Origin of the sequence: Streptomyces sp. NPDC046859 (assembly GCF_040645135.1) — a bacterium.
Taxonomy (GTDB): Bacteria; Actinomycetota; Actinomycetes; order Streptomycetales; family Streptomycetaceae; genus Streptomyces.
Genome location: NZ_JBEYXR010000001.1, coordinates 24,323 through 46,879 on the forward strand (window position 1 = coordinate 24,323; position 22,557 = coordinate 46,879).

18 protein-coding genes are annotated in these 22,557 nt (G+C 72.5%); 17 read left to right on the plus strand and 1 reads right to left on the minus strand.

The genetic code is table 11. The features are described 5' to 3' along the window. The first annotated feature begins 51 nt into the window (after nucleotides 1-51). From ABZ899_RS00110 to ABZ899_RS00140, 7 genes are all read left to right on the plus strand, one after another. Nucleotides 52-1,203: a uroporphyrinogen-III synthase gene (locus ABZ899_RS00110; RefSeq protein ID WP_361338467.1), complete on the plus strand. Its 1,152-nt coding sequence runs from the start codon at nucleotides 52-54 to the stop codon at nucleotides 1,201-1,203. A gap of 262 nt (nucleotides 1,204-1,465) precedes the next feature. After that, nucleotides 1,466-2,065: an ABATE domain-containing protein gene (locus tag ABZ899_RS00115; protein ID WP_361338469.1), complete on the plus strand. Its 600-nt coding sequence runs from the start codon at nucleotides 1,466-1,468 to the stop codon at nucleotides 2,063-2,065. Between the two features lie 319 nt (nucleotides 2,066-2,384). Next, on the plus strand, nucleotides 2,385-2,906 hold the full coding sequence (locus ABZ899_RS00120) for a sigma-70 family RNA polymerase sigma factor (protein WP_010039908.1): 522 nt from the start codon (nucleotides 2,385-2,387) through the stop codon (nucleotides 2,904-2,906). A gap of 59 nt (nucleotides 2,907-2,965) precedes the next feature. After that, nucleotides 2,966-3,748 carry a zf-HC2 domain-containing protein gene (locus ABZ899_RS00125; protein ID WP_361338472.1) on the plus strand — a complete coding sequence of 261 codons (783 nt, stop codon included), beginning with the start codon at nucleotides 2,966-2,968 and terminating at the stop codon, nucleotides 3,746-3,748. Between the two features lie 72 nt (nucleotides 3,749-3,820). After that, nucleotides 3,821-6,178, plus strand: coding sequence for a UvrD-helicase domain-containing protein (locus ABZ899_RS00130; RefSeq protein WP_361338475.1), 2,358 nt, complete (start codon nucleotides 3,821-3,823; stop codon nucleotides 6,176-6,178). Nucleotides 6,179-6,495: 317 nt separating this feature from the next. Next, nucleotides 6,496-7,917, plus strand: a complete 1,422-nt coding sequence (locus ABZ899_RS00135) for an NAD-dependent malic enzyme (protein ID WP_361338478.1) — start codon at nucleotides 6,496-6,498, stop codon at nucleotides 7,915-7,917. Nucleotides 7,918-8,269: 352 nt separating this feature from the next. Then, the gene (locus ABZ899_RS00140) at nucleotides 8,270-8,551 is read left to right on the plus strand and encodes an HU family DNA-binding protein (protein ID WP_361338481.1); all 282 of its coding nucleotides are present in this window, start codon (nucleotides 8,270-8,272) and stop codon (nucleotides 8,549-8,551) included. 77 nt (nucleotides 8,552-8,628) lie between these two features. Here the strand turns inward: ABZ899_RS00140 and murA are convergent, their stop codons facing one another. After that, nucleotides 8,629-9,975, minus strand: coding sequence for a UDP-N-acetylglucosamine 1-carboxyvinyltransferase (murA, locus tag ABZ899_RS00145; protein ID WP_361338484.1), 1,347 nt, complete (start codon nucleotides 9,973-9,975; stop codon nucleotides 8,629-8,631). 299 nt (nucleotides 9,976-10,274) lie between these two features. Between murA and ABZ899_RS00150 the strand changes: the two genes are divergently transcribed. From ABZ899_RS00150 to ABZ899_RS00195, 10 genes are all read left to right on the plus strand, one after another. After that, entirely contained in the window at nucleotides 10,275-10,847 is a 573-nt protein-coding gene (locus tag ABZ899_RS00150; protein ID WP_361338487.1) for a YqgE/AlgH family protein, read from the plus strand. Between the two features lie 29 nt (nucleotides 10,848-10,876). Beyond that, a complete protein-coding gene (locus tag ABZ899_RS00155) occupies nucleotides 10,877-11,164 on the plus strand; it encodes a DUF3039 domain-containing protein (protein WP_019754409.1) in 288 nt (95 codons plus the stop codon). Nucleotides 11,165-11,378: 214 nt separating this feature from the next. After that, entirely contained in the window at nucleotides 11,379-12,692 is a 1,314-nt protein-coding gene (locus ABZ899_RS00160; RefSeq protein WP_361338490.1) for an extracellular solute-binding protein, read from the plus strand. After that, nucleotides 12,689-13,594 (plus strand): sugar ABC transporter permease, encoded by a 906-nt coding sequence (locus ABZ899_RS00165; RefSeq protein ID WP_361338493.1) that lies wholly within the window; start codon nucleotides 12,689-12,691, stop codon nucleotides 13,592-13,594. Before ABZ899_RS00160 ends, ABZ899_RS00165 begins: the two co-directional genes overlap by 4 nt. A 5-nt stretch (nucleotides 13,595-13,599) precedes the next feature. Beyond that, nucleotides 13,600-14,442, plus strand: a complete 843-nt coding sequence (locus ABZ899_RS00170; protein WP_361338496.1) for a carbohydrate ABC transporter permease — start codon at nucleotides 13,600-13,602, stop codon at nucleotides 14,440-14,442. A 1-nt stretch (nucleotide 14,443) separates the two neighbouring features. After that, a complete protein-coding gene (locus ABZ899_RS00175; protein WP_361338499.1) occupies nucleotides 14,444-16,093 on the plus strand; it encodes a beta-N-acetylhexosaminidase in 1,650 nt (549 codons plus the stop codon). 224 nt (nucleotides 16,094-16,317) lie between these two features. Further along, a complete protein-coding gene (locus ABZ899_RS00180) occupies nucleotides 16,318-17,211 on the plus strand; it encodes an FAD binding domain-containing protein (protein WP_361338502.1) in 894 nt (297 codons plus the stop codon). Then, nucleotides 17,208-18,671: a 2Fe-2S iron-sulfur cluster-binding protein gene (locus tag ABZ899_RS00185; RefSeq protein WP_361338505.1), complete on the plus strand. Its 1,464-nt coding sequence runs from the start codon at nucleotides 17,208-17,210 to the stop codon at nucleotides 18,669-18,671. Before ABZ899_RS00180 ends, ABZ899_RS00185 begins: the two co-directional genes overlap by 4 nt. Then, nucleotides 18,668-20,977: a molybdopterin cofactor-binding domain-containing protein gene (locus ABZ899_RS00190; protein WP_361338507.1), complete on the plus strand. Its 2,310-nt coding sequence runs from the start codon at nucleotides 18,668-18,670 to the stop codon at nucleotides 20,975-20,977. The genes ABZ899_RS00185 and ABZ899_RS00190 overlap by 4 nt, the downstream gene beginning before the upstream one ends. Before the next feature lie 242 nt (nucleotides 20,978-21,219). Continuing rightward, a complete protein-coding gene (locus ABZ899_RS00195; RefSeq protein ID WP_361338510.1) occupies nucleotides 21,220-22,407 on the plus strand; it encodes an SUKH-4 family immunity protein in 1,188 nt (395 codons plus the stop codon). Nucleotides 22,408-22,557 lie beyond the last annotated feature (150 nt).

Sequence of the window (22,557 nt, forward strand, 5' to 3'; positions counted from 1 at the left end):
CCGTGCGGGCGTCCGGCGCAGGCACCACGACTCGAGTGCGGAACGAGAGTTATGTACGACGAACAGCAGCAACCCGAACAGGGACCCCTCGCCGGGTTCACCGTGGGCGTCACCGCCGCGCGCCGTGCCGACGAGCTCGGGGCGCTGCTCCAGCGGCGCGGCGCCGCCGTCGTGCACGCCCCCGCGCTGCGCATCGTGCCGCTCTCCGACGACAGCGAACTGCTCGCCGCCACCAAGGAGATCATCCAGCGGCACCCGGACGTCGTGGTCGCCACGACCGCGATCGGCTTCCGGGGCTGGATCGAGGCCGCCGACGGCTGGGGCCTCGGCGAGGACCTGCTGAACCGGCTGCGCGGGGTGGAACTGCTCGCGCGCGGGCCCAAGGTGAAGGGCGCGGTGCGGGCGGCCGGACTGACCGAGGAGTGGTCGCCGTCCAGCGAGTCCATGGCCGAGGTGCTGGACCGGCTGCTGGAGGAGGGCGTCGACGGCCGCCGGATCGCCGTCCAGCTGCACGGCGAGCCGCTGCCCGGCTTCGTGGAGGCGCTCAGGGCGGGCGGGGCGGAGGTGCTCGGGGTGCCCGTGTACCGGTGGCTGCCGCCCGTGGACATCGGGCCCGTCGACCGGCTGCTGGACGCGGCCGTCTCCCGTTCCCTGGACACGGTGACCTTCACCAGCGCCCCGGCCGCCGCGTCGCTGCTGACGCGGGCCGAGGAGCGCGGGCTGCTCCCGGAGCTGGTGGCGGCGCTCGGGCACGACGTCCTGCCGGCCTGCGTGGGCCCGGTCACCGCGCTGCCGTTGCAGGCGCGGGGTATCGACACCGTGCAGCCCGAACGCTTCCGCCTCGGCCCGCTGGTGCAGTTGCTGTGCCGGGAACTGCCTCGCCGAGCGCGGACGTTGCCGATCGCCGGGCACCGGGTGGAGATCCGCGGTCACGCGGTGCTGGTGGACGGGGAGCTGCGGCCGGTGCCGCCGGCCGGGATGTCCCTGCTGCGGGCGCTGGCCCGGCGGCCGGGCTGGGTGGTGGCCCGCGCCGACCTGCTGCGGGCCCTGCCCGGCGCCGGACGGGACGAGCACGCCGTGGAGACGGCGATGGCCCGGCTGCGTACGGCGCTGGGGGCGCCGAAGCTGATCCAGACGGTGGTGAAACGGGGGTACCGGCTGGCGCTGGATCCGGCGGCCGACGCGAAGTACGGGGGCGAGTGAGGGGCGTTGCGGTTCCCGGGTCCGGGCCGTACCCGGCGTACAGGTTGCCGTCTCGGCGGCTGCCGCCCCCGGACCCCCGCTGTCGGCCCTGAGCGGGCCTCGTCCTCGAGCGCCGGACGGGCCGGGTGTGCCCGGCCCGGCACGAGGGGTTCCGGACCCGGGCGTCGGCGGGCACTGTGGGAGGGAACGGTTCCCCAGCCCCTTCACGCATCCACCGCCCCCCACCGACCGGGGACGGTGACCCCTAGGCGGTGACAGGCACATGGCACCGGGTACGGCCACGGCCGCGTACGACCCGCGTTTCGGCGCGGGGCGGATCAGCCTCGACCTTCTCGCGACCGCGCATCCCTGTGAACGGTTCGTCTCCGTCGAGGTGTTGTGCGCGTGGATCATCGAGTCCGGTCTCGTGCCGCCGCACACCCCGCTGGGCCACGCCGACGCCTCCTGGGTGGCCGGATTCCGCGAAGTCCGCGCGTGCGTCGACCGGTTGGTGCGCGGGGCGCTGGCCGCGCCGGCGCCCCGGCCGCCGTACGACAGGGCGCTCGAGCGGGTGAACGACCTGGCCCGCGCCGCGCCGCCCGCCCCGCGGGCCGTGCGGTGCGGGGACGGCACGCTGGTGCGGCGGCTGGAGCGGCCGCCCGAGTGCGCGGAGTTGCTCGGCGCCCTCGCGCGGGACGTGCTGGAACTGCTCACCGATCCCGTCGCGCGGGCCGGCCTGCGGGAGTGCGAAGGGGACAACTGTCCCCTCGTATACCTCGACACCTCGCGGGGCCGCCGGAGGCGCTGGTGCTCCAGCGAGGTCTGCGGGAACCGCGAAAGAGTGGCCCGGCACCGCCGCCGCGCTGCCCTCGCGCGGACCTGAGCGTCCGTTATGCCCCTTGTACGGCACAGCCGTCGACGTGATTTCGATTACACGTTGTTTACCTACGCCACCGTAGGGAAGCGTGAAGATGATCGTGCCGATGTGACGGATATGTAAAGAACGCACGGTGGGAATGTGGCGCCATGTCCCGCTCGTCACGTCACTCCGAAGAAAACTGTCGCCTCACTTTGAACACGCAACCCGCCGTCTGCGTACGGGTGGTCGAGCGACCGACTGGGGGAACCCCCGGACATCGGAGGTGGGCGTGCGCAAGGATTCCGTCGTGGCCAATGAACGTGGATCGAGGGCCCGACATCGCATGTCCCAGCCCTCGGAACCTGATGAGGAGCTGATGCGTGCGCTGTACAGAGAGCACGCCGGACCCCTCCTTGCGTATGTCCTCCGTCTGGTCGCCGGTGATCGGCAGCGAGCAGAGGACGTCGTGCAGGAGACGCTCATCCGTGCCTGGAAGAACGCCGGACAGCTCAATCGAGCGACCGGATCGGTACGCCCCTGGCTGGTGACGGTCGCCCGGCGCATCGTCATCGACGGCCACCGCAGCCGGCAGGCCCGGCCGCAGGAGGTCGATCCGTCGCCGCTGGAGGTCATCCCCGCGGAGGACGAGATCGACAAGGCGCTGTGGTTGATGACGCTGTCGGACGCGCTCGACGACCTGACCCCCGCCCACCGGGAGGTGCTCGTCGAGACGTACTTCAAGGGGCGTACGGTCAATGAGGCGGCCGAGACCCTGGGCATACCCAGCGGCACCGTCCGCTCAAGGGTTTTCTACGCCCTGCGGTCGATGAAGCTGGCTCTGGAGGAGCGGGGGGTGACGGCGTGATGAGCGGGTACGGGGGGAACCAGGGATTCGGCATGGGTGGTTCGGGTATGTCTGGGTCCATGAGCCCCACGCAGGGACGACCGGGCCCGAGCGAGCACGAGACCGTCGGCGCCTACGCCCTCGGGATTCTCGACGACGCCGAGGCAACCGCTTTCGAGGCTCATCTGGCCACCTGCGAATGGTGCGCCCAGCAGCTGGACGAACTCGCCGGGATGGAACCGATGCTGGCCGCCCTCGCGGACCTGCCCGGTGCCGGCACACAGGCCATCGGCGACTCGCTGTCGGCCAAGCCCAGCCCGCGCCTGGTGAACAAGCTGGTCGACGAGGTGGCCGAGCGCCGCGCCCAGAAGCGCCGGCGCGGCTTCTACCTGGTGGCCGCGGCCGCCGCGCTGATCATCGGCGGACCCGTCGTGGCCGTCGCGACGAACGGCGACAGCGGAGGCGGCGGCACCGAGGGGAACCGGACCGTGCAGGCGGCCAACCCCGCCAAGGAGCTCTTCACCGGCATCGAGGACAAGGTCACGGGCACCGACTCGTCGACCGGCGTCACCGCGACGGTCGCCCTGTCCGAGAAGCTGTGGGGCACCGAGACCGGCCTGGAGCTCAAGGGCGTCAAGGGCCCGCTGAAGTGCTCCATGGTCTTCGTGAGCAAGGACGGCGCGCGCGAGACGGCGGCCTCCTGGTCCGTGCCGAAGTGGGGCTACGGCCTCCCGGACGCGAAGACCGAACAGGCCAGGAACCCGCTCTACGTCAGCGGCGGCGTCGCCATGTCCCCGGACAAGATCGACCACGTCGAGATCATCGACTTCGACGGGAACAAGCTCGTCCAGGTCGACGTGTAGGGCCTGTCGTAGCGCCACCGGCCCCCCTTCGCGTACGGTTGACGGCTGCCCAGCACGTCAGAAGGGGGCCCGGTGGCCGCTCAGGCGCAGGACAGTGCGCTCGACTCCCTGCGAGACCGAGAGATCGGCGTCGAACAGGAACATCTGGACCGGGTGTACCGACGCCTCGAGGAGAAGATCCACGAGGCGGAGTTCCTCATGAACGACGCGGCCCAGCGCGGCCAGGTCGGCACACCCGGAGCGCTCGCCGAACGCGACGCGCAGGTCTTCCGGGCCGGCGTCCACCTCAACCGGCTCAACAACGAGTTCGAGGACTTCCTCTTCGGCCGGATCGACCTGCTCCTCGGCAAGGACGGCAAGAAGGGGCCCGACGGCGCCTACACCGCGGTCGAGCCCGCCGAGGGCGCGGTCCGCGACGACAACACCGCCGACATCGCCGAGACCCTGCACATCGGCCGCATCGGCGTGCTCGACCAGGACTACGCGCCGCTGGTCATCGACTGGCGGGCCCCGGCCGCCGCGCCCTTCTACCGCTCCACGCCGGTCGACCCCGGCCGGGTCGTACGGCGCCGGGTCATCCGCTCCAAGGGCCGCAAGGTCCTCGGCGTCGAGGACGACCTGATGCGCCCCGAGCTCACGGCGTACCTCGACGGACGCGAGCTGCCCGTCATCGGCGACGGCGCCCTCATGGCCGCTCTCGGGCAGGCCCGCGGCCACACCATGCGGGACATCGTGGCGTCCATCCAGGCCGAGCAGGACCTGGTCATCCGCGCCCCCGCCGCCTCCGTCACCTACGTCGAGGGCGGCCCCGGCACCGGCAAGACCGCCGTCGCCCTGCACCGCGCCGCCTACCTGCTCTACCAGGACCGGCGCCGGTACGCGGGCGGCATCCTCATCGTCTCGCCGACCCCGCTGCTGGTCGCCTACACCGAGGGCGTGCTCCCGTCGCTCGGCGAGGAGGGCCAGGTCGCCATCCGCGCGATCGGCTCCCTCGTCGACGGTGCCGAGGCCACGCTGTACGACTCCCCGGCCACGGCCCGCGCGAAGGGCTCGTACCGCATGCTCACGGTCCTGCGGAAGGCGGCGCGCGGCGCGCTGGAGCTGGGACCGGGTGCCCGCGCGGGGGGCGGGAACCGCGGCGGGCAGCTCGCGTTCGGCGACGATCCCGCCCAGGTGCCCGCCGGGCCCCCGACCCGGCTGCGCGTGGTCGCCTTCGGGCGCCGGCTGGAGCTGGAGGCCGACGCCCTCGACCGCGTCCGGCGCACCGCCCTCGGCGGGACGGCCCCGGTGAACCTGCTGCGCCCGCGCGCCCGCAGGCTGCTGCTCGACGCCCTGTGGGAGCAGTCCGGCGGTGCCAAGCGGCACAGCGACCCCGAGCTCGCCGCCGAGCTGCGCTCCTCCTTCGACGAGGACGTGACCTCGGAGGACAGCTTCATCTCGTTCCTGGACGCCTGGTGGCCGGAGCTCACCCCGGCCGCCGTCCTCGCGGCGATGGCCGACGAGCGCCGGCTCGGCCGCTGGGCCCGCCGGGTCCTCAACTCCGGCGAGGTCCGCAAGGTCGCCCGCTCGCTGCGCCGCGACGGCCTGTCCGTGCACGACATCGCCCTGATGGACGAGCTCCAGGCGATCCTCGGCACCCCGGCCCGCCCGCGCCGCAAGCGCGAGCTGGACCCGCTCGACCAGCTCACCGGGCTGGAGGAGCTGATGCCGGTGCGCGAGGAGTCGCAGCGCGAGCGCGCCGAGCGGCTGGCCGCCGAACGCACCGAGTACGCGCACGTCATCGTCGACGAGGCCCAGGACCTCACGCCGATGCAGTGGCGCATGGTCGGCCGCCGCGGCCGGCACGCCACATGGACGGTCGTCGGCGACCCGGCCCAGTCCTCCTGGTCCGACCCGGACGAAGCCGCCGAGGCGCGGGACGAGGCCCTGGGCAGCCGGCCCCGCCGCCGCTTCCAGCTCACCGTGAACTACCGCAACCCCGCCGAGATCGCCGAGCTCGCCGCGAAGGTGCTCGCCCTCGCCATGCCGGGCTCCACCTCCCCGTCGGCGGTGCGTTCGACCGGCGTACGGCCCCGCTTCTCGGTCGTGCAGGACACGCTCGCCGGGACGGTCCGCGAGGAGGCGGCCCGGCTGCTGGACCAGGTCGACGGCACGGTCGGCGTGGTCGTCGCCATGCAGCGGCGCGAGGAGGCGGCCCGCTGGCTGGCCGGGCTGGGCGACCGGGTCGTCGCGCTCGGCAGCCTGGAGGCCAAGGGGCTGGAGTACGACGCCACGGTGGTGGTCTCCCCGGCGGAGATCGCCGACGAGTCCCCGGCCGGGCTGCGCGTGCTGTACGTGGCGCTGACCCGCGCGACCCAGCAGCTCACGGTCGTGTCGGGGGAGCGCGACGAGCCGGACGCCGCCGGGGTTCCGGACCTGCTGAGGGACTGATGCGAAGGAACACCGCCGGAGGGAATGGCCTCGCGGCATCCGTTTGTTAGCCTGGACGTGACACCGGCTCGATCCAAGCCCCCGGGCCCAACCTTCGTCGCTACGAGCGACCACTTGCCGCGAGGCGAGCATGGCGGGTCGGTGTCACCTACGTAGGGCGGAGGCCCGCGTCACGAATGTGACGCGGGCCTCTTCTCATGGGAAGAGGTGGCGAACAATACGTTCGCAATGTCGGCCCGGCTAACTCCTACTCGACGGTAGGTGCGACGATCGGACGGCAGATCGCAGCTGAATGGTGAAAGCAGAGGAAGTCGGCCATGGCAACGGCGCCCAGCGTCTCCTACTCGATGACGGTCCGGCTGGAGGTGCCCGCGAGCGGAACCGCGGTCTCCCAGCTCACTACGGCCGTGGAGTCCCACGGAGGCTCGGTGACCGGCCTCGACGTGACCGCCTCCGGGCACGAGAAGCTCCGGATCGACGTCACCATCGCCGCGACCTCCACCGCGCACGCCGACGAGATCGTCGAGCAGCTCCGCCAGATCGAGGGCGTCACGCTCGGCAAGGTCTCCGACCGTACGTTCCTGATGCACCTCGGCGGCAAGATCGAGATGGCGTCCAAGCACCCCATCCGCAACCGTGACGACCTGTCCATGATCTACACGCCCGGAGTGGCCCGGGTCTGCATGGCGATCGCCGAGAACCCCGAGGACGCCCGCCGCCTGACCATCAAGCGCAACTCCGTCGCGGTCGTCACCGACGGCTCCGCCGTCCTGGGTCTGGGCAACATCGGCCCCAAGGCCGCGCTGCCGGTCATGGAGGGCAAGGCGGCCCTGTTCAAGCGGTTCGCGGGCATCGACGCCTGGCCGATCTGCCTGGACACCCAGGACACCGACGCGATCGTGGAGATCGTCAAGGCGATCGCCCCCGGCTTCGCGGGCATCAACCTGGAGGACATCTCCGCGCCGCGCTGCTTCGAGATCGAGGCGCGGCTGCGTGAGGCCCTGGACATCCCGGTCTTCCACGACGACCAGCACGGCACGGCGATCGTCGTCCTGGCGGCGCTGACCAACGCGCTTCGGGTGACGGGCAGGGCGATCGAGAACATCCGCGTCGTGATGTCCGGCGCCGGCGCCGCGGGCACGGCGATCCTGAAGCTGCTGCTGGCGGCCGGGGTGAAGAACGCTGTCGTGGCCGACATCCACGGTGTCGTGCACACGGGCCGAGAGGACCTGCGGCAGGCTCCCGCGGACTCGCCGCTGCGCTGGATCGCCGACAACACCAACCCGGAGAACCTGACCGGCACCCTGAAGGAGGCCGTGCGCGGCGCCGACGTCTTCATCGGCGTCTCGGCCCCGAACGTGCTCGACGGGGACGACGTGGCCGCCATGGCCGAGGACGCGATCGTGTTCGCGCTCGCGAACCCGGACCCCGAGGTCGACCCGGCAATCGCCCGTCAGACGGCCGCAGTTGTGGCCACGGGCCGCTCGGACTTCCCGAACCAGATCAACAACGTTCTGGTCTTCCCGGGTGTGTTCCGCGGTCTGCTGGACGCGCAGTCCCGCACCGTCAACACGGAGATGATGCTCGCGGCCGCGAAGGCCCTGGCGGACGTGGTGACCGAGGACGAGCTCAACCCGAACTACATCGTCCCCAGCGTCTTCAACGACAAGGTGGCGGGTGCCGTCGCCGGCGCGGTCCGCGAGGCCGCGAAGGCGGCGACGGCCTCCCAGGGGGCGTAACGGCCCTGCGGCGGGGTAACCGGCACGTGTGACCGGGCTGTGAGGATCGCCACGGCAAGCCCTTGTGACGGCGCGTCGCGGAACCTGAGGCCTGTTTTCGCCGTTTATCGTGACGGCCAGGCTCAGGCCCTCTCTTCGTGTGACTCCCAAGGGTGTTCTCATGACTCCTCCGGGTGCCGGATTGGCTTTCCCGCCGCAGGTAGGGGCAGGATGCGTCCCTGGGCGCGAGGGTCTGGCCACGGACCCGGTCCGGGGACCGACCGAGGACCCTGGCAGCATCGACACCGCTGTGCCCGACATGCGGCTCCGCCGCGTGGCACGCCTCAAGGCAATTGAACACGGGAGTAACAACATGAACCGCAGTGAGCTGGTGGCCGCGCTGGCCGACCGCGCCGAGGTGACCCGCAAGGACGCCGACGCCGTGCTGGCCGCGTTCGCCGAGATCGTCGGCGAGGTCGTCGCCAAGGGCGACGAGAAGGTCACCATCCCTGGCTTCCTGACCTTCGAGCGCACCCACCGTGCCGCTCGCACCGCCCGCAACCCGCAGACCGGCGACCCGATCCAGATCCCCGCCGGGTACAGCGTGAAGGTCTCCGCGGGCTCCAAGCTCAAGGAAGCCGCCAAGGGCAAGTAAGCGCTCCGCTTCGAGCGAGAGACGCCGAAGGGGCGGTCACCCGGAACCGGGTGACCGCCCCTTCGCCCTGCGGAACGTCAGCCGAGGGCCTTGCCCGGGAGTTCGACCTTCGCGCCCAGCTCGCCCAGCTTCTCCATGAAGTTCTCGTAGCCGCGGTTGATCAGTTCGATGCCGTGGACCCGGGACGTGCCCTGGGCCGCCAGCGCGGCGATGAGGTAGGAGAAGCCGCCGCGCAGGTCGGGGATGACCAGGTCGGCGCCCTGGAGCTTCGTGGGGCCCGAGACGACGGCGGAGTGCAGGAAGTTGCGCTGGCCGAAGCGGCAGTCGGAGCCGCCCAGGCACTCGCGGTACAGCTGGATGTGCGCGCCCATCTGGTTCAGGGCGGACGTGAAGCCGAGCCGGGACTCGTAGACCGTCTCGTGGATGATGGACAGGCCCGTCGCCTGCGTCAGCGCGACCACCAGGGGCTGCTGCCAGTCGGTCTGGAAGCCCGGGTGCACGTCGGTCTCCAGCGCGGTGGACTTCAACTGGCCGCCCGGGTGCCAGAAACGGATGCCCTCGTCGTCGATCTCGAAGGCCCCGCCCACCTTCCGGTAGGTGTTGAGGAACGTCATCATCGAACGCTGCTGCGCGCCGCGGACGTAGATGTTGCCCTCGGTCGCGAGCGCCGCCGACGCCCAGGACGCGGCCTCCAGGCGGTCCGGCAGGGCGCGGTGGGCGTAGCCGTCGAGCTTGTCCACACCGGTGATGCGGATGGTGCGGTCGGTGTCCATCGCGATGATGGCGCCCATCTTCTGCAGGACGCAGATGAGGTCCTCGATCTCCGGCTCGACGGCCGCGTTCGAGAGTTCGGTGACGCCCTCCGCCAGGACGGCCGTCAGCAGCACCTGCTCGGTGGCGCCGACGGACGGGTACGGCAGCCGGATCTTGGTGCCGCGCAGCCGCTGCGGGGCCTCCAGGTACTGCCCGTCGGCCCGCTTCTCGATCCGCGCGCCGAACTGCCGCAGCACGTCGAAGTGGAAGTCGATGGGCCGGCCGCCGATGTCGCAGCCGCCGAGGCCGGGGATGAAGGCGTGGCCGAGGCGGTGCAGCAGGGGGCCGCAGAACAGGATGGGGATGCGGCTCGAGCCCGCGTGGGCATCGATGTCAGCGACGTTCGCGCTCTCCACGTACGTCGGGTCCATCACCAACTCCCCGGGCTCCTCGCCCGGACGGACCGTGACGCCGTGCAGTTGGAGCAGGCCGCGTACGACCCGGACGTCCCGGATGTCCGGGACATTGCGCAGTCGGCTGGGGCCACTGCCCAGGAGGGCGGCGACCATGGCCTTCGGTACGAGGTTCTTCGCACCGCGGACACGGATCTCGCCCTCGAGCGGGGTTCCGCCGTGGACAAGCAGTACATCGTCATTGCCGTTGACGGTCATGTATCTCGCGTTCCGATGAGTCGGGCAGGGGCCAGAAGGGAAAGGGTAATCGTCGCGCACCCCCCTCGAGTAAGCCCGAGCGGGGCTCATCAACGTCATAGTCGTGTCACAACACGAACGGTTCCGCGCCGGGCACGGGCGGTCACCGTCCTGCCCCGGCGCCGGGGCAGGCCCCCCGTGTCCCACGGGCCCCGGCGGCCCCGGCCCCACCAGGAGGCGCTCCTCCCGCACCTGCCGCGCTCCCCCGCGAAGCGGCGTTGCCTCCCCACGCGGGGCGAAGATGCGGGATCATGTCTGGCATGACCGAGGTGTCCTCGCTCACAGGGCGGCTGCTCGTGGCCACGCCCGCCCTGGCGGACCCGAACTTCGACCGCGCGGTGGTGCTCCTTCTCGACCACGACGAGGAGGGCTCCCTCGGCGTCGTCCTCAACCGGCCGACCCCCGTCGACGTCGGCGACATCCTGGAGGACTGGGCGGAGCTGACCGGTGAGCCCGGTGTCGTCTTCCAGGGCGGCCCGGTGTCGCTGGACTCGGCGCTCGGCGTCGCCGTGATCCCGGGCGACGCGGCCGGGGAGAGCGCGCCGCTGGGCTGGCGCCGGGTGCACGGCGCGATCGGCCTGGTGGACCTGGAGGCGCCGCCGGAGCTGCTGGCCTCGGCCCTCGGCTCGCTGCGGATCTTCGCCGGGTACGCCGGCTGGGGCCCCGGCCAGCTGGAGGACGAACTGGTCGACGGCGCCTGGTACGTCGTCGAGTCCGAGCCCGGCGACGTGTCGTCCCCGGCGCCGGAGCGGCTGTGGCGGGAGGTGCTGCGCCGCCAGCGCAACGAGCTCGCGATGGTGGCCACGTATCCGGACGACCCTTCGCTCAACTGATGGCTGTGAGCTTCAGTACCCTTGGCGGTATGAGCACTCTCGAGCCCGAGCGCGGGACTGGTACGGGGACCCTCGTCGAGCCCACGCCGCAGACTTCCCACGGCGACGGTGACCACGAGCGCTTCGCCCACTACGTCCAGAAGGACAAGATCATGGCGAGCGCCCTCGACGGTACGCCCGTCGTGGCGCTCTGCGGCAAGGTCTGGGTGCCCGGCCGTGATCCCAAGAAGTATCCCGTGTGTCCCATGTGCAAGGAGATCTACGAGTCCATGGGCGCCGGTGGCGACGACAAGGGCAAGGGCAAGGGCGACAAGTAGAACCGCCCCCCGGGCCGGCGTGACCCAGGCCCCCAGGTGTGTTTCGCGCACCTTGGGGGCCTTTGCGCTGCCCGGGCGTTGCACGGAGTGCGTCCCCCGGTCACAGAGTGGTTGAGACCTCTTGTGGTCGTGTTCATGAACTCCCTAGCCTCCCGGTGTTGTGCACAGCGAAACCGCCATTGCGCATGATGCAACGCCTCATCGGAGGAGTGCCATGAACACCCGGAAGCCCGCTGCCCGTGTCCTCGGGGCCACGGCCCTCGCGGCCGCCACCCTGATCGTCTCCGCCTGCGCCCCCCAGACCACCGGCGACTCCTCCTCCGACAAGGACGAGAAGACCGGCACCCTGCGGGTCTGGCTCTTCCAGGAGGTCGGCAACAAGCCCAAGGAGAAGGTCGTCGACGCGGTCGTCGCCGGCTTCGAGAAGGAGCACGAGGGCACGAAGGTCGACGTCGAGTACATCCCCGTCGAGACCCGCGCCCAGCGCGTCAAGGCCGCGTTCAACGACCCCGAGTCCGCCCCGGACCTCATGGAGTACGGCAACACCGACACCGCCGGCTATGTGAAGGACGGCGGACTCCTCGACGTCACGAAGGAGTTCGCCGCCTGGGACGAGGCGAAGGACACCGACCCCACCGCCCGCCAGTCCGTCACCGTCGACGGCAAGGTCTACGGCGCCCCCTTCTACGTCGGCGTCCGTGCCCTGTACTACCGCACCGACGTCTTCGACGAGCTCGGTCTGGAAGTGCCGGAGACCATGGCCGAGTTGGCCACCACCGCCCGCAAGATCCGCGCCGAGAGGCCCGAGTTGTACGGCCTGGTGGTCGGCGGCGCCTACACCTACGGCGCCATGCCGTTCGTGTGGGCCAACGGCGGGGAGCTCGCCGAGGGCAAGGGCGGCTCGTACGCCTCCGCGATCGACAGCGCCCAGGCCCAGAAGGGCATCAAGGCCTACACCTCCCTCTTCTCCGACGACAACTGTCCCGCCGCCAAGTGCGCCGGCATGGGCGGCAACGACACCGTCACCGCGTTCGCCGCGGGCAAGGCGGGCATGGCCATCGGCGGCGACTTCAGCCACGCCGCGGTCGAGGCCGGCAAGGTCAAGGGCAAGTACGCCGTCGTGCCCCTGCCCGGCGTGACAGCCGGCTCGGTCGCACCCGCGTTCGCGGGCGGCAACAACATCGGCGTCCTGAAGAGCACGTCCCACCGCACGCTGGCCGTCGAGCTGATGGAGCGGCTGGCCGCGAAGGACACCCAGGAGTCGATGTTCGAGGCGATGGGCTTCCTGCCCACCTTCGCCGACGTGCGCCGGCAGGCCGCGGCGAAGAAGCCGTACGTGAAGCCGTTCGTCGAGACGCTGGCCGCCGGGACCAAGTTCGTGCCCGCCTCGCCCGCCTGGGCCCAGATCGACTCGTCGCTGGTCCTGCCGACCATGTTCCAGGAGATCGTCAGCGGCAAGAAGGACGTCGCCGGGGCCTCGCGCGACGCGGCGAAGAAGATGGACGCGGCGTTCGGCTCCGCCGGATGACAGCGCCCGCCCGGCCGCGGGCCCGCCGCCCGCGGAGCACGACACCCTGGCTCTACCTGGCACCCGCCCTCGCCGTCATCGGCGGACTGCTCGTCTACCCCGTCTACCAGCTCGGCCTGATCTCCTTCTTCGAGTACACCCAGGCCCAGGTCAGCGGCGGCGAGCCGACCACCTTCCAGGGGCTCGGGAACTACGCGGAGCTGTTCTCCGACGAGCAGTTCTGGCAGGTGCTGCTCGCCACCGTCGCCTTCGCGGCGGCCTGCGTCCTGTCGACGCTCGCCGCCGGCTGCGCGCTCGCCGTGCTGCTGACGCGGGTGCGGGCCGTGCCGCGGCTGGCGCTGATGCTGGCCGCGCTCGGGGCCTGGGCCACCCCCGCCATCACCGGCTCCACGGTCTGGCTGTTCCTGTTCGACCCGGACTTCGGGCCGGTGAACCGGCTGCTCGGGCTCGGCGACCACTCGTGGACGTACGGGCGCCTCAGCGCCTTCTCCCTGGTGCTGCTCGAAGTGGTCTGGTGTTCCTTCCCGTTCGTGATGGTGACGGTCTACGCCGGGATCCGGGCCGTCCCCGCCGAGGTGCTGGAGGCGGCCGCCCTGGACGGCGCCTCGCAGTGGCGGATCTGGCGCTCGGTCCTCGCGCCGATGCTGCGGCCGATCCTGGTGGTCGTCACCATCCAGTCGGTGATCTGGGACTTCAAGGTCTTCACCCAGATCTACGTCATGACCAACGGCGGCGGCATCGCCGGCCAGAACCTCGTGCTGAACGTGTACGCCTACCAGAAGGCGTTCGCGTCCTCGCAGTACAGCCTGGGCTCGGCGATCGGTGTCGTGATGCTGCTGATCCTGCTGGCGGTCACGCTCGGGTACCTGCGGCTGCTGCGCCGGCAGGGGGAGGAACTGTGAGGCCGATGAACGCGACGCGCCTCGTACGGCGTCCCCGGCGGCTGCTCGCGGAGGCCACCGCGCTGCTGATCGCCGTGGTGGTCGCCTTCCCGCTGTACTGGATGGTGCTCGGCGCCTTCAAACCGGCCGGGGAGATCGAGTCCACCGAACCGCGGCCGTGGACCCTGTCGCCCTCCCTGGATTCCTTCCGGAGGGTCTTCGAGCAGAACGAATTCGGCCGTTACTTCGTCAACAGTCTCGTCGTCGCGTGCACGGTCGTGGTCGTCTCGGCGCTCATCGCGTTTCTCGCCGCGACCGCGGTGACGCGATTCCGGTTCCGCTTCCGGACCACCCTGCTCATCATGTTTCTGGTGGCCCAGATGGTGCCGGTGGAGGCCCTGACGATCCCGCTGTTCTTCCTCATGCGGGACTTCGGCCAGCTGAACACGCTCGGGTCGCTGATCCTGCCCCATATCGCCTTCTCGCTGCCCTTCGCGATCTGGATGCTGCGAGGGTTTGTGAAGGCCGTTCCGGAGGCCCTGGAGGAGGCCGCGTACATGGACGGCGCGAGCCGTTCGCGATTCCTGTGGCAGATCCTTTTCCCCCTGGTCTTCCCGGGCCTCGTGGCCACGAGTGTGTTTTCCTTCATCTCCGCCTGGAACGACTTCCTGTTCGCCAAGTCGTTCATCATCAGCGACACCTCCCAGTCGACCCTCCCGATGGCCCTGCTCGTCTTCTACAAGCCGGACGAGCCGGACTGGGGCGGCGTGATGGCGGCGTCCACGGTGATGACGATTCCGGTGCTGATCTTCTTCGTCCTCGTACAGCGGCGACTGGTGTCGGGGCTGGGCGGGGCGGTCAAGGACTGACGTGACTGACCTGACTGACGTGACTTCCGCGAGAGAACTGATTCCCGCACCGCGCGCGACCGAGGGCCCGGGGGAGGGCACCCTCACGCTCGACGCGGACACCACCCTGTGGGCGGCCGACGGCACGGGCACCGCGGAACGCTGGCTGCGCGCCACCCTCGGCGCGGCGTTCGGCCTGCCCCTGCGACCTGGGCCGCGGGACGCGCGCGGCGCCATCAGGCTGCTCCTGGACGGCACCCTGGACGCGGAGGCGTACCGGCTCACCGCCGGCCCGGACGGCGGCGTCGAGATCCGGGGAGGCGACGCCGCCGGTGTCTTCTGGGGCGCCCAGACCCTGCGTCAGCTCCTCGGCCCGGAGGCGTTCCGCCGCGCCCCGGTCCGGTCCGGCGCCCTTCCCGCCCTCGCGCACGGGACCGTCGAGGACGCCCCCCGATTCCGCTGGCGCGGCCTCATGCTCGACGTGGCGCGGCACTTCATGCCCAAGGACAACGTCCTGCGCTACCTGGACCTGATGGCCGCCCACAAACTCAACGTCTTCCACTTCCATCTGACGGACGACCAGGGCTGGCGCGTCGAGATCAGGAAGTACCCCCGGCTCACCGGGACCGGGGCCTGGCGGGCGCGCACCAAATTCGGCCACCGTGCCTCCCCGCTCTGGGAGGAGAAGCCGCACGGTGGCTTCTACACCCAGGACGACATCCGCGAGATCGTGGCGTACGCCGCCGAGCGGCATATCACCGTCGTCCCGGAAATCGACGTGCCCGGGCACTCGCAGGCCGCGATCGTCGCGTACCCGGAACTCGGCAACACCGACGTCGTCGACACCACCGCCCTCTGCGTCTGGGACTCCTGGGGGATCTCCCCGAACGTACTCGCCCCCACCGACACCACCCTGCGCTTCTACGAGGGGGTGTTCGAGGAAGTCCTGGAACTGTTCCCGGGCGAGTTCGTGCATGTCGGCGGGGACGAATGCCTCAAGGACCAGTGGCGCGACTCGCCCGCCGCGCAGGAACGCATCCGGGAACTCGGCCTGAAGGACGAGGACGGTCTCCAGGCCTGGTTCATCGGCCATTTCGACCGGTGGCTGTCCGCGCGCGGGCGCCGGCTCATCGGCTGGGACGAGATCCTGGAGGGCGGACTCGCGCCGGGCGCCGCCGTGTCGTCCTGGCGCGGCTACGCGGGCGGCGTCGCGGCGGCCCGCGCGGGGCACGACGTCGTCATGTGCCCCGAGCAGCAGGTGTACCTGGACCACCGGCAGGACGCGGGCGCCGACGAACCGGTGCCGATCGGGTACGTGCGCACCCTGGAGGACGTCTACCGGTTCGAGCCCGTGCCCGGGGAGTTGACGCCGGAGGAGTCCCGGCACGTGCTCGGCACGCAGGCCAACGTGTGGACCGAGGTGATGGAGGACGCCGCGCGCGTCGACTACCAGACCTTCCCGCGGCTGGCCGCCTTCGCCGAGGTCGCCTGGAGCGCCCTGCCCGCCCCGGTGGAGCGGGACTTCGCCGGCTTCGAGCGGCGGATGGCCGCCCACTACGCGCGGCTCGACGCCCTGGGCGTCTCCTACCGGCCGCCTGCCGGGCCGCGCCCGTGGCAGCGGCGCCCCGGGGTGCTCGGCCGTCCGATCGACGGACCGCCTCCGAACAGATGATGGAAAAACCGGCGGCGGGTCACCGAAGAGTGTCAATCGGCACTCAACGGTGATGCCGCCCCAAAACGGACCATCTCCCCGATGAGGTGGGCGAATGCCTCCTAGCGGACCCGTGTCCGCGTGCCCTGGGAAGATGTGCCAGAGTTGCCACGTCCGCCCTGTCAGCACGTACCGTACGGCAACACAGGTGGGACCAGGTGGGGCAGCGGGAAGGGGCAGCCGGTTTGACCACGCACGCACCGCAGGCGGCGCAGGCCGTCACGCTGCCCACGACGCTGGACGAGGCCGTGGCGGCGCTCACCGCCATGCCCGCCGCCGTGCCCGTCGCGGGCGGCACCGACCTCATGGCCGCCGTCAACTCCGGGCAGCTGCGGCCCGCCGCCCTCGTCGGACTCGGCAAGATCAGCGAGATCCGCGGCTGGCAGTACCAGGACGGCCACGCCCTGCTCGGCGCCGGACTCACCCACGCGCGGATGGGCCGCCCCGACTTCGCCGCCCTGATCCCGGCGCTCGCGGCCGCCGCGCGCGCCGCCGGCCCGCCGCAGATCCGCAACGCCGGCACCCTCGGCGGCAACGTGGCCTCCGCGTCCCACACCGGTGACGCGCTGCCGGTCCTCGCCGCCCTGGAGGCGACCCTGATCATCGCGGGCCCCGGCGGGGCCCGCCGCGAGATCCCGGTGTCGCACCTGCTGGCGGGCGTGGACACGCTGCGCGCCGGTGAACTCATCGGCTACGTGCGCGTACCGCTGCTGCACGCCCCGCAGGTCTTCCTCAAGGCCACCGGCCGCACCGGCCCCGGGCGGGCCCTCGCGTCCGTCGCGGTCGTCCTCGACCCGGCCCGGCGCGGCATCCGCTGCGCGGTGGGCGCCATAGCGCCGATGCCGCTGCGGCCCCTGGAGGCCGAGCAGTGGGTCGCCCAGCTGATCGACTGGGACAACAACCGCGCCATCGTCCCCGAGGCGCTGCAGGCCTTCGGCGAGTACGTCGCCGCGGCCTGCATCCCCGACCCGGCCCCGGCCGAGGACGGGACCGTGGCCCAGCACCCGCCCGCCGTTCTGCACCTGCGGCGCACCGTCGCCGCGCTGGCCCGACGAGCACTGGGGAGGGCGCTGTCGTGACCGACGACCGGCACGGAGAGGGCACGCCCCGCGGCAACGGCCGCTGGGACCCGCTGCCCCAGGGCGAGTACGACGACGGCGCCACCGCCTTCGTCGAGCTGCCCGAAGGCGGCATCGACGCCCTCCTGGCCTCCTCCGACAGCCCGCTCGCCGCACCCGGTCAGGGATACGTGCCGCCGCGCATCACCGCCGCGCCCGGCACCACCGACCCGGCCGCCGCGGCCGGCTGGCCCGCCCCGGGCACGCCCGGCGAGGGCACCGGGTGGCCCGACCCGAACGGCGCGCCCCAGGAGGGCGGCGACCGGTTCACGTACAACCCCGCGGCCACCCAGCAGTGGAACATCCCGGACGCCCAGGGCCGGCCGCCCGGGCAGGACGTCACCGGGCAGTGGTCGATCCCGCTCGCCGGAGGCGACCTTCCGGACGAGTCGGGCGAGTTCACCACCTCCTCGCTCGTCGAGCAGTGGGGCGGCGGAGCCCCCGCCACGCTGCCGGGCGGCGCCTCCGCCCCCTGGGCGCCCCAGCCGCCCGAGCAGCCCTGGGAGCAGCCCGGCGAGCCCGTGACCGACGGACCGCGCGACGCCGGTGCCGAGCGGCCCGGCGCCCAGGGTCCCGGTCACGAGCAGCCCCCGGCGACGCACACCCCCGAGCGAGCCGCCGAGAACGCCGCGAAGGCCGCCCAGGCCGTCCGTGAGGCGGGCGAGGCCGTGGCGGCCGCCGAGGACGCCCGCGACGCCGCAGAGACCGCCCAGAGCCCCGCGGAGCCCTCCACCGAGGGCGACGCGGACGGCGCCCGCGCCGAGGAGCCCGGCGAGACGCCCCCGGCCCCCGGCGAGGAACACCCCCTCGCCTCCTACGTCCTGCGTGTCAACGGCGTCGACCGGCCCGTCTCCGACGCCTGGATCGGCGAGTCGCTGCTGTACGTGCTGCGCGAGCGGCTCGGCCTCGCGGGCGCCAAGGACGGCTGCTCGCAGGGCGAGTGCGGCGCCTGCAACGTCCAGGTCGACGGCCGGCTCGTGGCGTCCTGCCTGGTGCCGGCCGTGACCGCCGCCGGCAGCGAGGTGCGCACCGTCGAAGGGCTCGCCGAGGACGGGTACCCCTCCGACGTGCAGCGCGCGCTCGCCCGCTGCGGCGCCGTGCAGTGCGGCTTCTGCGTGCCGGGCATGGCGATGACCGTGCACGACCTGCTGGAGGGAAACCCGGCCCCGAGCGAGCTGGAGACCCGCCAGGCCCTGTGCGGCAACCTCTGCCGCTGCTCCGGCTACCGGGGCGTCGTCCGGGCCGTCCAGGAGGTCGTCGCCGAACGCGCCGCCCACGAGGCCCCCGAGGGGGACGAGGACGAGCCGCGCATCCCGCACCAGGCGGGCCCGGGAGCCGGCGGCGTCAACGCCTCGGCGTTCGAGGCGCCCGGCGCCATGGAACCGCATGACCCGTACGGCCAGGACGGAGGCCAGGCGTGAGCAACGAAGCCGCCACCGCGACCACCGCCGCGGAGGCCGCACCCGCCCCCGAGCAGGTCCCGCACGGCCTCGGCGCCTCCCTGCCGGCCGCCGACGCCCGCGCCAAGACCGAGGGCACCTTCCCCTACGCGGCCGACCTGTGGGCGGAGGGCCTGCTGTGGGCGGCCGTCCTGCGCTCCCCGCACCCGCACGCGCGCATCACGTCCATCGACACCTCCCACGCGCGGGAGATGCCCGGCGTCCGCGCCGTCGTCACCCACGAGGACGTTCCCGGCAGCCCGCTGCTCGGCCGCGGCCGGGCCGACCGGCCCGTCTTCGCCTCCGACGTCGTACGCCACCACGGCGAGCCCATCGCCGCCGTCGCCGCCGACCACCCCGACACCGCGCGGCTGGCCGCCGCCGCCGTCATCGTCGAGTACGAGGTGCTCGACCCGGTGACCGATCCCGAGCATGCCTTCGAGGCCGAGTCGCTGCACCCCGACGGCAACCTGATCCGGCACATCCCGCTGCGCCACGGCGACCCCGACGCCGTCGGCGACATCGTCGTCGAGGGCCTGTACCGCATCGGCCGCCAGGACCCGGCCCCCATCGGCGCCGAGGCCGGGCTCGCCGTGCCGCGCCCCGACGGAGGCGTGGAGCTCTACCTCGCCTCGACCGACCCGCACAGCGACCGCGACCGCGCCGCCGCCTGCTTCGGCCTGGAGCCCGAGCGCGTCAAGGTCGTCGTCACCGGCGTCCCCGGCGCCACCGCCGACCGCGAGGACCAGGGCTTCCAACTGCCCCTCGGGCTGCTCGCGCTGAAGACCGGCTGCCCGGTGAAGCTCACCGCCACCCGCGAGGAGTCCTTCCTCGGCCACACCCACCGGCACCCCACCCTGCTGCGCTACCGCCACCACGCGGACGCCGAGGGCAGGCTGGTCAAGGTCGAGGCGCAGATCCTGCTGGACGCCGGCGCCTACGCCGACACCTCCTCCGAGGCGCTGGCCGCCGCGGTCGCCTTCGCCTGCGGCCCGTACGTGGTCCCCAACGCCTTCATCGAGGGCTGGGCCGTGCGCACCAACAACCCGCCCTCCGGCCATGTGCGCGGCGAGGGCGCCATGCAGGTGTGCGCCGCGTACGAGGCGCAGATGGACAAGCTGGCCAAGAAGCTCGGCGTGGACCCGGCCGAGCTGCGCCTGCGCAACGCGCTCGCCACCGGCGACGTCCTGCCGACCGGCCAGACCGTGACCTGCCCGGCCCCGGTCGCCGAACTGCTCCAGGCCGTACGGGACCACCCGCTGCCGCCGCTGCCCAAGGACACCCCCGAGGAGGAGTGGCTGCTGCCCGGCGGCCCCGAGGGCGCGGGCGAACCGGGCGCCGTGCGGCGCGGCGTGGGCTACGGCCTCGGCATGGTGCACATGCTCGGCGCCGAGGGCGCCGACGAGGTGTCCACGGCCACCGTGAAGGTCCACGACGGCGTCGCGACGGTGCTGTGCGCCGCCGTGGAGACCGGCCAGGGCTTCACCACCCTCGCCCGGCAGATCGTCCAGGAGACCCTGGGCATCGACGAGGTGCACGTGGCGCCGGTCGACACCGACCAGCCCCCGGCCGGCGCGGGCTGCCGCGGCCGGCACACCTGGGTCTCCGGCGGCGCCGTCGAGCGGGCCGCCAAGATGGTCCGCACCCAGCTCCTGCAGCCCCTGGCGCACAAGTTCGGCATGTCCACCGAGCTGCTCCAGATCACCGACGGAAAGATCACCTCCTACGACGGCGTCCTGTCCACCACCGTCACCGAGGCGCTGGAGGGCAAGGAGCTGTGGGCCACGGCCCAGTGCCGCCCGCACCCGACCGAGCCGCTGGACGGCGCGGGGCAGGGCGACGCGTTCGTCGGCATGTCCTTCTGCGCGATCCGCGCGGTCGTCGACGTCGACATCGAGCTGGGCTCGGTGCGCGTGGTCGAGCTGGCGCTCGCCCAGGACGTCGGCCGGGTCCTCAACCCCGCCCAGCTGGAGGCGCGGATCGAGGCGGGCGTCACCCAGGGCGTGGGCATAGCGCTCACGGAGAACCTGCGCTCCGCGCGCGGGCTGATCCGCCACCCCGACCTGACCGGCTACGCGCTGCCCACGGCGCTGGACGCCCCCGACATCCAGATCGTGAAACTGGTCGAGGAGCGGGACGTCGTCGCGCCGTTCGGCGCGAAGGCGGTGAGCGCCGTACCGGTGGTGACGTCGCCCGCGGCCGTCGCCTCGGCCGTGCGCGCCGCGACCGGCCGCCCGGTCAACCGGCTGCCGATCCGCCCCCAGGCCGCGGTCGTCCACACCCAGTGACCGGGCCCGGCGGACCGCCGCCGGGCCAGGATCCGGCGCGAATTCGGCGCGTTGTGGGAACGTACCCGGGGTGCTTGGGCGTCTACTGAGGTGAAGCGCTTCCCACGGCCGTGCCGGGCCCGGTGCGATGTCAGTGGTGGCGCGTAGTGTTCTGGGCAGTGGGGACGACGGCCGGATGCGGTGGCCGGCCGGTCAGGCCGTGTCGTGCCCAGGGGCGGTGAGCAAGCGCATGCGGGGGAGCCATGAGCACGACGATCACGACCCAGGCGGGTGACCGGACGATCATCCTGTCCGAGCCCGAACTCGACCCGTACGTCACGCACGCGTCCACGCGGCGCTGGCTGACCGGCCCCGGACTCCCCGGCGGCAACTCGGTGCTGAGCTTCGCCGAGCTGTCCCGCGCCGGCCTGCGCACGGTCGCCGACTCCACCGGCGACGCGGGCCGGCTCGCGGCCGAGCTGCGCGACCAGCTGGTGATAGGCGGACTGCTCGGCCCCGGCGGCCAGGAGACCGAGTCCGTCCTCCTGGACGGCGCGACCGGCGAGGTCTCCACGACCCATCTGCTGCACGACCGGCCCGACCTGATGGACCGCCGCGCCCTGGCGCCCTCCCTGCGCACCCTGGTCCGCTTCGCCGAGGCCACGGACGAACTGGCGGGTCTGCGCGGCCAGTTCGCCTCCTACGCCGGGCGGTACGGCACCAAGGCGGTCGCGGAGGCGTCCCGGCATCTGCTGTCGGTGTTCGAGGAGGGCGCGGACGGCGAGCCCGCGCCGTTCTGGAAGATGGCCGCGCTGATCCGGCCGCTGGCGCTCGTCGCGGGCCGTGCCGGTCAGTCCGGGCTCGCCCTGGACCTGCCGCCGCGGCTGCTGGACGAGGAGTTCGGCCGGCGCGCGGTGGTCCGCTTCGAGGAGGTCGACTTCCCGGCCGCCCTCGGACACGAGCCGACCCGCCGCTTCCTGCGCGAAGTGGGCCTGCCGGAGGGCGGGTTCCTGTTCACGCTGGACACGGACGCGCCGCTGGCCGCCCTGGACGAGTACGAAGCCGACTGCGACGCCTCGGCCGAACTGCCGCCGGGCGCCGCCTCCTTGATCCGCCTCGGCGACCTCGCGGAGGACGGCAGCCTCGTCCTCGACGGCCTGACCGGCGCGGTCCTGCACTGGAGCGGGCGCGAGGCGCGCCTGTACCCGCTGAACACGGACGTCTCGACGCTCGCCTTCACCCTCTGGCTGCTGCACCGCGAGCGGGCGATCGACGCGGCGTCGGGCCACGAGCTGACGACCGCCACCTACGACCAGCTGGCGATGACGATGCTCCAGGTCCTGTCCGCCGTCGATCCGACGGGCACCGCGACGGGCGGCGCGGCCCGGCACTACTGGACCGAAGCGTTCCAGGACGAGGCCGTCGGCGTACTGGAGTCCTGCGCCCGCTGACCCGGCGCGGAGCGCTCCTGACACCGACGGCCCGGGGAGCGTGGGCGCCCGTCAGCCGGCCTCGGTCCCCCGCGGCGCGCCGCCGGGCGCACGGGCCAGGACGCCCCCGAGTCGACGAGGCCATCGGCGTGCCGGACCCCCGCGCCCGCC